Origin of the sequence: Microcoleus sp. PH2017_12_PCY_D_A (assembly GCF_020738565.1) — a bacterium.
Taxonomy (GTDB): domain Bacteria; phylum Cyanobacteriota; class Cyanobacteriia; order Cyanobacteriales; family Microcoleaceae; genus Microcoleus.
The window spans coordinates 1-11,873 of the sequence record NZ_JAEQCI010000147.1 but is presented as its reverse complement, the minus strand read 5'-3'; the positions used below and the strand labels follow the sequence as shown (position 1 = coordinate 11,873).

Here is an 11,873-nt window from a genome sequence, read left to right as displayed (position 1 = left end):
CAATCTCAGCGGACTCAAGTCCGCACTACCAACCAATCTCAGCGGACTCAAGTCCGCACTACCAACCAATCTCAGCGGACTCAAGTCCGCACTACCAACTAATCTGATTGCGTTCAATCGATCGGACACGATATTAGATGCTGATGCTATTGATCACTAAAGAAGGTTTGAGAGCAATATATGGCACTACTCGCTTTTTATTGTTCTGATCAATCTTCTGTTCAGCCATATTCAAATCTTGCTGGAACTGTCTGACTAACTGTTGGATCGGAGTACCTTCAAAAACTTCGTCGAAGGTGGCACGGTAGAGCTCTCGGAAAGAGCGATCGTAATAACCCAAACGGTCATATTTATAAGCTGACAGAGTAAACAAAATTTGCAGTTGCTCGGCAGTTTTTTTGTAGGGCGGAAGCAACTGTAAAATTTTCATTTCCGTAATTACTTCGGGAATTTCTGACTTGGTAATTGCTGGAATATCGCGGTAGGCAGCCAAAGGCATATTGGCAGCAAAACTCATGTATTGATGCTGGGTATAATTCACAGCAGAATGCTGGGGCCCGCAGGTAAAAATTACTGTTGTGACAATATCAATCAATTGTTGAACATCGTCAATGCGCGGTGGCATTCCTTTGACTTTACCTCCTGTCTGGGAGGATAATTCTTGGGCCCAACGTTGCAGTTCGGTATCATCGGTAAGTTTCTGCTTTGTCGGGTAAAAGTATTTGAGATAGCCGGAGACAAAGGTTTTAATTGCGTTCCACAGCAGCAATCCATCATCTCGGTAAGGATAGTGAGGTAGTTGAGTTGTGTTGTCCATTCCGCGATTTTTTAGTTCGGTTGGGAAGGCAAATTGATCCAGACTCCAGTTAGTGCAGGCTTCTCTACTTATCTCTATTGTCTCTGGCAAGGTTCCTGCCAGCAAGTCATCGACGGGGCCTCCAGGGGCGATTAGCTGGGTGCGTGCGAGATTGTTGTTGGTCAACATGAAGCGAAAGTGGGGTTTGAGCAGTAGGCTGAGGGGATGATTTTCAGCTAACTGTCGGGCTGTGACGATCGCGATCGGTTCCATGACAAGATGGGTTCGACCTAAATGCGAACTCATTTCGTGGTGATTGGCATCTGCTACTTGCACGCAGAGTTTGGCAAAAAACCAATTGAGTGGCGGATCGGACGGCGTGTAGACATGGCTGCCCGGTTTGGGGTCTAGTTGGATCGCAATGGGTACCATTTCACCGCGATCGCGCACTCCCGTCCACCGCCAAGCGAAGAAAGCACGGGGTTTCGGTAAGTATTTTCTCCCCTTTTCGTAGGTGCCTCCTTGAATTCGAGAAGGTGCGCGATAGTTTGGATCGGTACCTGTGTAGTCGGCAATGTAAATACCTTTTTCCCGTAAGAGTCTGGGCAGTTCCAATAATGGCTGCTTGCTGTCGAGTTTTGTGACGATTTCTGCCCGGGGGTCAGTGGCACTTAAGAGACGAAGCACCATCGGATTGGCACCTGACAAGCGCTGTTCGGCAAAAGAGCGATCGGTTTGGTAAGTCTTGGCAACTTGAGGCAGCCGGATCACGGGAAAGAAGTCTTCATAGTCTTGGAGCTCGTCGAGAGGATCTAGAAAAGATCTCGCCTTAACTGCCAGCATATTTACAGGAAGTTCAGAGGTTGCTAATATCCGTTCTCCAACATAATCGCTCGAAAAATTCTCGACCGCTGGCACGCTTTTTAATAATGCCAAAGGTGATAAACTGTTATAGTCAAACTGGTAATCTTGTTGCTGGCGATTTAAGTAATCGCTGCGCTGTTGTTTGTTCGCATCGTCTTGAGGAAGGGAAGGTTTCATGATTTTTACCATTTATCAAATTTCACCCTGGTTTTTTAGTAACATATAGGTAAAAATTACCATAAAACGAGGATGGGATGAACTAAGTTTTGTGACGGTATAAGAGAACTTGGTACAATCATAGTTCGCAGATAGGTAAGGGCGCTCCGGACAGTTTCGACTTATCTTGCTGGTATCAGTCGCAGAGATCCAAGCACGGGGATTTTGGGATGCTCAGTCAAGCTTCGCCCCGCCCTCAAATCCATAGCTCAAAGGGAAATTTATCCTAATTCAAAGAATTTCTGCAACAGTAGCTTCAGTTTCTCTTCGTTCAAGTCAACGTACTGCCTCATGATTTTTGCCAACGACTATTAGAAGCAATGAGTTCCTGTTCGGTTATCTAACAATAATGAAGTTTGGGCGTTGCTGAATTAGGGTATGATACGAGCCAGAATGCTCCCGTCGGAGCCGAAAATGATTTCTTTGACTTTAGATAGGGAATTGGAACATCTCAAAACTGAAGAATAGTGAATTAGTAATAGAATTGGAGGCTACACAAATTCTTGCTACAATACTCTTAGTCGAGTTTGTTTACTCAAATATTGTCGTTGGTGCGTCGCTCGCTCGATTTTCCGTCTTGTTTTCGATACTATCGATGGCTCCACACCCTGCCAATATTGTTGCAGCGATTTTCCTTTCTTGCTATTAATTAATAACGTGAATGACCAATGAGAGAGCAGCAGTAAAATAACGCCCCACGCCTACTACTTATTCTTCTTCACCCGCATATAGAGCTCTTCCATCGCCTCAATAAACGAACCATCCTTCTCCCAAAACGGCGGAAAATCTCCCTGCTTCTTTACCACGATCGCACTTACGCCACTTTGTACTCCCACATCAATCGTCTGCGGCAACCGCTTCGCACCGTGCCAAAACTCTCTCAGGCTGACGGTTGGCGTCTCATTGGCGATCGCCCGCGTGTAATAGGAATCCACCGCCACAGGGGCCGCTGCATCCGCCGTTAATTCCTCAGAAAGCGCCATTCCCAAAGGCGTTTTTGCCAATTCGCGGTGCAGCACTTCCTTAGAAAGCCCCCGCAATTCAAACAGCAAAAATGGATCTTTGTCCAATTCAGCCGCCACCAGATAATAGACTCCCGCAATATGTTTGCAGGGATTGCTATAGTCGGGGCAAGAGCAAGTGGTTATAACGTCTTCGCGGCGGCTGGGTAACAGGTGCAATCCCAGGGGTGAGAAAGCGTTTTCAATGTTTTCGGGCATTTCGTTGAGCAGCAGGCGCGAAATGAAGCTGGCTTTGGATGCCATTTGGGCGATCGCCACTTTCCACTTTTCCTGACTAATCGGCTCAAACTCAATTTCAGTGTTGTAGAGCGGCTCCTTATAAACCCCAAAATAAGGATTAACCGAGCCTCTCACCTGTGCCATCACTAAGCCATCATTCATTTTAAAGCTCTTTACCTTACCATTCCGTGCATAGGCACGTCCCCGCCCGAGCCGCCCAGAATCGGTAAATCTTTCCAGCCCCTCGATAAATTTATTGCCCCACCAAGTCCGAGTAAATTGTGACATATTTTTGATTTTTTCCTAATCTAGAACTGCATTTTTATTGAGCCTAATTAACTTCTTAAATGCCTCATTATCCAACTCAGTCAACCACGATTCATCAGCACCAATAATTGAGCCTGCCAATTTCTTTTTATCCTCAATCATTTGGTCAATTTTTTCTTCCAACGTGCCAATTGCCACAAATTTATGCACAAAGACATTTTTTTCCTGTCCGATCCGAAACGCCCGATCCGTCGCCTGATCTTCCACCGCCGGATTCCACCAGCGATCGAAATGGAACACGTGATTGGCTTTTGTTAGGGTAATTCCCACACCGCCGGCCTTCAGCGATAGAATAAATACCGAAGGTTCTGATTCTGGATCTTGAAACTCTGAAATCATCCGTTCCCGTTTTTCGCGACTCGTTCCTCCGTGGATGTAATAAGTGTTATAATGTAGGGTTTGTTTGATGTATTTTTCTAACGCACTTCCCAATTCTGTAAACTGCGTAAATACCAATAAACTTTCGCCTTCTGCCTTGACTTCCTCAATCATTTCGATCAGGCGTTCCAATTTGTGCGATCGCTCTGGTGTAAACTCACTTTCATCCTGCAAAAATTGGCGGGGATGGTTGCAAATTTGCTTCAGCTTCAGCAGCGTCGCCAAAATCATCCCCTTGCGCTTCATTCCTTCAGCCGCGTCAATTTCTTCCTCTATCTCTTTCACAATGGCTTCATAAAGCGAAGCTTGCTCGCGGGTGAGATTGCAGTAGAGTTTTTGCTCAACTTTGTCGGGGAGATCTTGAATAATCGACTTATCGGTTTTCAGGCGGCGCAGAATGAAGGGTTCGACTAATTTTTTGAGCGCGACTGATTGGATGCGACTCCCATTTTTTTGAATCGGTAATTCAAACATTTTCCGAAACTGCGCCTCTTTCCCCAGATAACCCGGATTGAGGAAATTAAAAATTGACCATAAATCCAGCAAGCGATTTTCTACGGGTGTTCCAGTCAATGCTAGTCGATGGGTAGCGGGTAACTTTAAAATTGCCTTCGTTTGCGCCGCTTTCGGATTTTTAATATTCTGGGCTTCATCAATTACCAGACGATGCCACGCTACGCTGCTCAACAGCTTCGCATCTTTGCGCGCCAAGCTAAAGGAAGTAATCAACATATCGCAATCTTGGACGGCGGCTTTAAATGCTTTGGCATCTTGCAAGCGCTTAGCACCGTGGTGTACGAGCGATCGCAATTCCGGAGCAAATTTTTCCATTTCCTTCTGCCAATTGCCAACTACGGAGGTAGGCGCAATTAGCAGCGTGGGTGGAACCGCATTTTCTTTGACTTTCCCCATTTCTTTGCTAGTAGATAAAGCTTCCCTTTCTTGCAACAATCTAGCAATTACCTGCGCCGATTTACCCAAACCCATATCGTCGGCAAGACAGCCATTTAATCCCAAACTTTCCAAATAACTCAACCAAGAAACACCGCGTTTTTGATAATCCCGGAGTTTGCCTTGAAAACTGACTGGATCTGTAATTAATTCGAGCCGACTCTTATCGTGCAGCTTCTCCAACATATCCGATAAAGCCCGATCGCGCTCCACCTCCAAGTCTTCACTAGCTTCTCCTTCTGCTGTCAACTTCATAAAGTCAATTAGGCTGACATCGGGATTCTCTTCGCGATGTTTTTTCCAAAAATTCAGCATTTCCTGCATCTTATCTTTGTCCAGTTCCATCCATTGTCCTCGGAACTGTACCAACGGCGTTTTACTATTAACTAACGCCTGCCATTCTTGTTCGCTAACCCGTTCGCCTCCGATCGCCAATTCATACTGATATTCCACCAAGGAAGTTGCCGAAAATAATCCTTTACCCTTGATTGCAGCGCTTTTGCTGCCCTTCCCTTTGACTTGCAGGCGAATCTTTGCCCGCTGCCGTCCCTTCGGCGTCCACCAAGCGGGGACAATGACTTTATATCCAGCATCTTCTAATACCCAAGCGGACTCGCTGAGGAAGGTAAAAGCATCATCTACGTTGAGGGAAATGTTAGCGGGCTTGTCGGTTTCTAGCCCTTGCCAAAGTTGGGGATAAATGCGCGCGGCGTAGCCGAGATTTGTTAGCAAATGTTGCTCGAAGTTGTCACCGAATTGTTTTTGCAACTGTTTTTGTTGAGTCGATCGCGATCGCCAATAATCCTGCAACGGCACCCGCAGAGATGGGTCTTGTTTTGCAGCAACCTGAAACTCTAAAACCCAAGGCTGTTCGGGGTTTTCGGGGGATTGTAGTTGAAAGCAGAGGGAGAATGAGTCAGCAGATTGATTGCGGGTAATGCGATCGCGCCAGGTTTGCCATTGCCGGTATTCTTCGAGGCTGACTCGCGCGATTTTTTGTGTTTGGTTGAGGCAGATTTGGAGTAAAGAATCCGCAATCTTATTCTCAAACGATGCTGGGATGGGGGTTTGAGTGACAATTTCGGCGATCGCACATTCGGAAAAATGCCGCAGCAACATTTCGCGATCGTAGAACTTTGGTGTATCTTGTAGCAGGATCTTCCTAAAACCGGACGCGCAAACTAAAGGCATCCATTCAACATAGCGTTGTAACTCTGTTTCGTAGTGTGCTGAAACAATTTCCCATCCGGGATAAATCTGAAAGGTTGGTGCAGTTTTTGGAGTTGTTTTTGCAGTCTTTGCGGTTGTTTTTGTTTCGCCCGCTTTCTTGCGCCCGCGCGCGGCTTTCTGTGCGGGTTCGGATGTTTCGATGGGTGCGATCGCGATCGGAGCAGTTTCTCGGTAGCGCAACGCTGGAATATAATGATCTTTCAGAACAATTTGCTTAAAAAATTGGGTGTAGTGATACCAAAACAGCAAATCTGAACCAAACTGAACTTCTGCTAAATCGTAGAGGGCAAAAAAATGCAAATCGTTCAATACTTTAGTCAAAGTGTGGGTGGCGATGGACACACAATCAACTTCCCAATATTCCAACTCAAATGTTTCGGGTAATTCTGTCTCTAAATATCGCGCTAATTCTAAAGATGGTAACGGCTGGTTATCGGCAGTGGGCAGTAAAAAGTACCGAGGGGCGATCGCGTATTCTAGCCCCATCCCACTTGTATTGCTGACTGGTGGCAGTTGAATCCCGGCTTCTTTTGTTAGAAACTCTGTTAACTGTGCCGTCTTCAATTGTCGGGGATGAACCTTAGCAGGTTGTTTTTTCTTTTCAGTGGTTTCAACCCAAATATAAAACGTTCCAGGTTGAATAAAATTCTCTTGTGTTTCAGGAATCCAAGTGCCGTGGAGGATTTTCATAGGTTATACCAAACGCAACCTTTGGGAGCCTATCATATCATGAGTTAGTCAAAAGATAGGACGGCGGTTGAAACCGCTGCTATACAAACGATGTCCGGATGGTGCGCGGACTTAAGAGAAAATAACGTAATTTTACCGCGCTATCTTTAACCTGCGGAGGCAGGTTTTGCTTGTATAGACGCGGTTGAAACCGCCGAGGCTTTTTTAACAACCTGCGGAGGCAGGTTTTGCTTGTATAGACGCGGTTTCAACCGCCGAGGCTTTTTTAACAACCTGCGGAGGCAGGTTTTGCTTGTATAGATGCGGTTTCAACCGCCGAGGCTTTTTTAACAACCTGCGGAGGCAGGTTTTGCTTGTATAGACGCGGTTGAAACCGCCGAGTCTTTTTATAAATCTAGAAAATCTCAGTTAAATCCAACACAAAACCGGGCAGTACATCTTCGCCGGAGACAGTTCGAGGTGCATCTAAAATTTCTACTTCTCTACCTTGACGGGAGATTTCGACTTGCCGATTTTTGCGATCGAGCAACCAGCCCAAACGAGATCCATTTTTCATGTACAATCTCATTTTAGCCCGCAATTTTTCTAGGGAATCGGTGGTCGATCGCAATTCCACCACAAAATCGGGACAAATTGGTGCAAATTTCTCTTTTTCTGCGGGAGTTAAAGCATCCCATCTGTCGCGCCGAATCCAAGCAGCATCGGGAGAAATATCTGCACCGTCTGGAAGTTTAAATCCAGTTGAAGAATCAAACGCAATTCCCAAATGTTTATTTTGACGGCTCCAACCTTGGACTTGAAAACTTAACTCCGCATTCCGCCTGCCAGTATCGCTACTGGCAGGTGGCATAATAATTAGTTCTCCAGTAGAAGTGCGCTCAAATCTTAAATCCCGGTTTTCTTGACACAACTGAAAAAATTGTTCGTCAGTTAGCTCGATTGTTAATTCTAGCGGAGAATGTAGTGGGATAGTTTGTGATTCCATAACTGCCTCTAAATATTACACAAGTAAACTGTCAGCAGTTAACAGTTAACCGCCAACAGTTAACAGTTAACCGCCAACAGTTAACAGTCAACAAATAACTAAGTCTCTGTATAACCTTGCATATTTTCCGGTTCAAACTGCTGCAAAATATTAGCAGCTTTCTCGGTTAAAGCGTCAGTACCTTTAACTGCAATCAAAAATTTTCCTGCATTCAAACGGTTGCGATAGGGCAAAGCATCGCCGCTACCAAAGGCCATTCCTCCCGCACCGCCGACAAAAACGCTGCCCATCCCGGCCGCGATCGCACCTAGCACTCCGCCGATCGCGTGATCGCCAATTTCGCCCGCCCATGCAAAAGTCTTCAACTCTGTCATCAAGCTGAAGGTAACGCCGGCAATAAAGCCAAACGGTATCAGCCAAACAGCCATGAGTTTAGCTTGTTTCTTTGCTTGCTGGTTGGGGTCGATCAAGCCAAATTCATCGGCAGTTTTGTAGCCGCGTCCCAAAATGCTGACTTGCTTCATGGGTAAGCCTTCTTTTTCGAGGGCGCAATAGGCAGCTTCGGCTTGCATTCGATCGGGCAGTACGGCGATAAGATAATTCATTTGACAATAATTCCTGATAGTTAGGCTTCAATACCCGGAATTTATTATAGCCTGAAAAGACTTGCTAGCTAAGCAATTGGGCGTTTTTAAGACGATCGCCCAGGACGATCGCCCGCAAAGGTAAAATATTTCACGCAAAAATGACCGACCTTGACCGAATACGGATACAATTCAAACTGCACAAAGGCAAGCTTGAGCTGAGCTGTTAGATTCTGCTCTAAGTCATAAGTCTCAACTTTGAGCTCGCCAACAGGGCTATTTTTACTATTGCACTCAATTGCTTGCTATGCCTAAAGTTCTAGTATCCGATCCGATCGACCAAGCCGGAATTGACATCCTCTCCCAAGTCGCACAAGTTGACGTAAACACAGGACTCTCAGCCGAAGAGCTCGTGCGAATTATTCCAGATTACGATGCTTTAATGATCCGTTCTGGCACTCAAGTTACCAAAGAAATCATTGAAGCTGGAAATCTACTCAAAATCATCGGTAGAGCCGGAGTTGGCGTAGATAATGTCGATGTACCCGCCGCTACCCGCAAAGGAATTGTAGTCGTCAACTCCCCCGAAGGCAACACGATCGCCGCAGCCGAACACGCGATCGCCATGATGCTCTCAATGTCCCGCCACATCCCCGAAGCCAACGCCTCCGTCAAAGGCGGTAAATGGGAGCGCAACCGCTTTATCGGCGTAGAAGTTTACAAAAAAACCCTCGGTATCGTCGGTTTGGGCAAAATTGGCTCCCACCTCGCCGCCACAGCCAAAGCCATGGGCATGAAACTGCTCGCTTACGATCCCTTCATCTCCACTGAAAGAGCCGAACAGTTGGGCTGCCGCTTGGTAGAGCTCGAACTGTTGATGCGCGAATCCGACTACATCACCCTGCACATCCCCAAAACGCCGGAAACTCTGCACTTAATTAACGCTGACGTGCTGTCGAAGATGAAGCCCACGGCCCGGATAATTAATTGCGCTAGAGGTGGCATCATCGACGAAGCAGCCCTCGCAGAAGCTATCAAATCAGGTCAGATCGCCGGCGCAGCTTTGGATGTTTACGAACACGAGCCGCTAGAAGCTGATTCTCCGCTGCGGAATGTCGGCCAGAATATCGTGCTGACGCCTCACTTGGGTGCTTCTACGGCGGAAGCTCAAGTAAATGTGGCGATCGACGTTGCTGAACAAATTCGCGATGTGTTGTTGGGATTGCCGGCGCGATCGGCTGTTAACATCCCAGGAATCTTCCCAGATTCGATCGAAAAACTCAAACCATACCTGCAACTCGCCGAAACCCTCGGGAACCTCGTCAGCCAGCTAGCCGGAGGCCGAGTCGATTACCTCAACGTCCAACTCCAAGGCGAATTGGCCAGCAACCAAAGCCAGCCCGTAGTCGTCGCCTCTCTCAAAGGCCTGCTCTCCCAAGCCCTGCGAGAGCGCGTTAACTACGTCAACGCCAGCATTGAAGCCAAAGAACGCGGAATTCGCGTCGTAGAAACCAGAGACGCCTCAATTCGCGACTACACAGGCTCTCTGCGCCTCTCGGCCAAAGGAACTCTCGGCGAACACACAGTCACGGGTGCAGTCCTCGGCGAAAGCGAAATTCGGATTACCAGCGTAGACGATTTCCCCGTCAACGTTTGCCCGACTCACCACATGCTGTTTACCCTGCACCGCGATATGCCGGGGATTATTGGCAAAATTGGTTCCCAATTGGGCAGTTTTAATGTCAATATTGCCAGTATGCAAGTAGGCCGTAAAATCGTGCGAGGCGATGCAGTGATGGTTTTGAGCCTTGATGACCCTCTACCAGAGGGTATATTGGCTGAAATTATCAAAGTCCCTGGGATTCGGGATGCTTACACGGTGAATCTTTAAAGGATTTTAGATTTTTTAGGTTCCCCAATCTAAAATCTAAAATCTAAAATCGTTAAACGGTAACTCTTTAAAGGATTTTAGATTTTAGATTCTGGGAACCTAAAATCTAAAATCTAAAATCTAAAATCGTTAGACGGTAACTCTTTGAAGGATTTTGGAGTTTAGATTTTGGATGCAAGGACTGATAATTAGTAATGGGTGATTGGTCATTGTTAATTGGCAAAAAAGCTGGAATTTTTCTATTAGTCAATCCTCATTCCTCACTCTCCAGTTCCCAGTATCCAGTTCCTGACGGGTCAATCTAAAATCTAAAATCTAAAATCTAAAATAGTCATGGCACATAGCTGGTGGGAAATTAGAATTCTTTGCGATCCGGCGCTGGAAGATATCATCTTTTGGCGCCTGGAACGGTTTAACTGTCGGGGAACTGCTACTCAGATTAAAAGCAATTCCTGCCTGATGTCGGCTTATTTGCCCGAGGAACAAGCGGGATTGTTGGATTTGGCGGCCCTGTCTTTGTGGCTGCGCCAAGATGCTTTGTGTGCGGGTTTGCCGTTGCCTGCGATGCAGTGGGATTTGATAGAAGATGAAGACTGGGGCAGCACTTGGAAGCAGCAGTGGCAGCCTCAAGAAGTGGGCGATCGCTTTTTAATTAATCCGGCTTGGCTTCCCCCACCGACTGATACCGATCGCCTAGTCTTGCGTTTAGATCCCGGTGTCGCTTTCGGTACGGGCGCTCACGCTACGACTCAACTGTGTTTGGAGTCGCTGGAAATGCGTCTCGGTTTTGACGACAGCAAGTGCATTGTTGCTGATATCGGCTGCGGATCGGGTATTTTGTCGATCGGCGCGGTGTTGCTGGGCGCCACAAAGGTTTATGCTTTGGATACAGACCCCTTGGCAGTGCGATCGACAATTAGCAACCGACAGCTCAACCGCGTTAAACCGCAGCAGTTGGTTGCAGAACTCGGAAGTATCGATCGGCTCATCCAAATGACCGGCGGTCCGATCGACGGTTTGATGTGCAATATTTTAGCAGAAGTAATCATAGATTTAATCCCGCAGTTCACCGCCCTTAGCAAGCCGACTACCTGGGCCGTTCTCAGCGGCATTTTGCTCGAACAAGCTAAACCAATTGCAGACACCCTCGAACAGCACGGCTGGATTGTCGCTACTCTGTGGAAACGCGAAGATTGGTGCTGTTTCAATATTCGACGCAGTTAATAATAAGGTTTGTAGTAAGGACTTTAGTCCTTCTTCAAGGTTTGTAGTAATTTGTAGGGTGCGTCAGCTAGGATAATTCAATTCACAATCAATCAGATATTAGCTGACGCACCTTACAGAAGTTGGGTAACATAGTAAGTAATTGCAGCAGAACAATTAAGATATAAAAAATATATTAAGTTTGTACTAAGGACTTTAGTCCTTCTTCTGACCGCGAGAGAGGACTAAAGTAATTTGTAGGGTGCGTCAGCTAGTACAGCTCGGCGTAAGTAGACAGACTATATGGGAGCATCTCAGTTTGGCAATAACCATTTTTTAAAGAGCGGACTCTACTGACGTACTACGAACCTCTTTTGAGATCCCGACAGCACTGTAAATGCAAAACTGAGATGCTCCCGACTATATCTGTGGTAGAATAACATAGTTAGTGTAGATCAGTTCCGGTAGGTAATCAAGGAGTCATATAGGGCCTTATTAATGCCTAAAACATTAAATT

General features: G+C 46.5%; 7 protein-coding genes. 2 read left to right on the top strand and 5 right to left on the bottom strand.

From position 1 onward, the window contains the following. Window positions 1–133: 133 nt before the first annotated feature. The 5 genes from JGK39_RS29515 to JGK39_RS29495 all read right to left on the bottom strand — a co-directional run bounded on the left by JGK39_RS29515 (window position 134) and on the right by JGK39_RS29495 (window position 8,283). Window positions 134–1,837, bottom strand: a complete 1,704-nt coding sequence (locus tag JGK39_RS29515) for a lipoxygenase family protein (RefSeq protein ID WP_293298461.1) — start codon at window positions 1,835–1,837, stop codon at window positions 134–136. Window positions 1,838–2,580: 743 nt separating this feature from the next. Then, window positions 2,581–3,405 (bottom strand): SWIM zinc finger family protein, encoded by an 825-nt coding sequence (locus JGK39_RS29510; RefSeq protein ID WP_293260953.1) that lies wholly within the window; start codon window positions 3,403–3,405, stop codon window positions 2,581–2,583. Window positions 3,406–3,420: 15 nt separating this feature from the next. Next, entirely contained in the window at window positions 3,421–6,693 is a 3,273-nt protein-coding gene (locus JGK39_RS29505; protein ID WP_293298458.1) for a DEAD/DEAH box helicase, read from the bottom strand. A gap of 394 nt (window positions 6,694–7,087) precedes the next feature. Further along, window positions 7,088–7,678: a Uma2 family endonuclease gene (locus tag JGK39_RS29500; protein ID WP_293260947.1), complete on the bottom strand. Its 591-nt coding sequence runs from the start codon at window positions 7,676–7,678 to the stop codon at window positions 7,088–7,090. A gap of 98 nt (window positions 7,679–7,776) precedes the next feature. Next, window positions 7,777–8,283 carry a hypothetical protein gene (locus tag JGK39_RS29495; RefSeq protein ID WP_293260944.1) on the bottom strand — a complete coding sequence of 169 codons (507 nt, stop codon included), beginning with the start codon at window positions 8,281–8,283 and terminating at the stop codon, window positions 7,777–7,779. Window positions 8,284–8,569: 286 nt separating this feature from the next. Between JGK39_RS29495 and serA the strand changes: the two genes are divergently transcribed. Further along, window positions 8,570–10,153, top strand: coding sequence for a phosphoglycerate dehydrogenase (gene serA / locus JGK39_RS29490; protein WP_293260941.1), 1,584 nt, complete (start codon window positions 8,570–8,572; stop codon window positions 10,151–10,153). Between the two features lie 333 nt (window positions 10,154–10,486). Beyond that, on the top strand, window positions 10,487–11,377 hold the full coding sequence (gene prmA / locus JGK39_RS29485) for a 50S ribosomal protein L11 methyltransferase (protein WP_293260938.1): 891 nt from the start codon (window positions 10,487–10,489) through the stop codon (window positions 11,375–11,377). Window positions 11,378–11,873 lie beyond the last annotated feature (496 nt).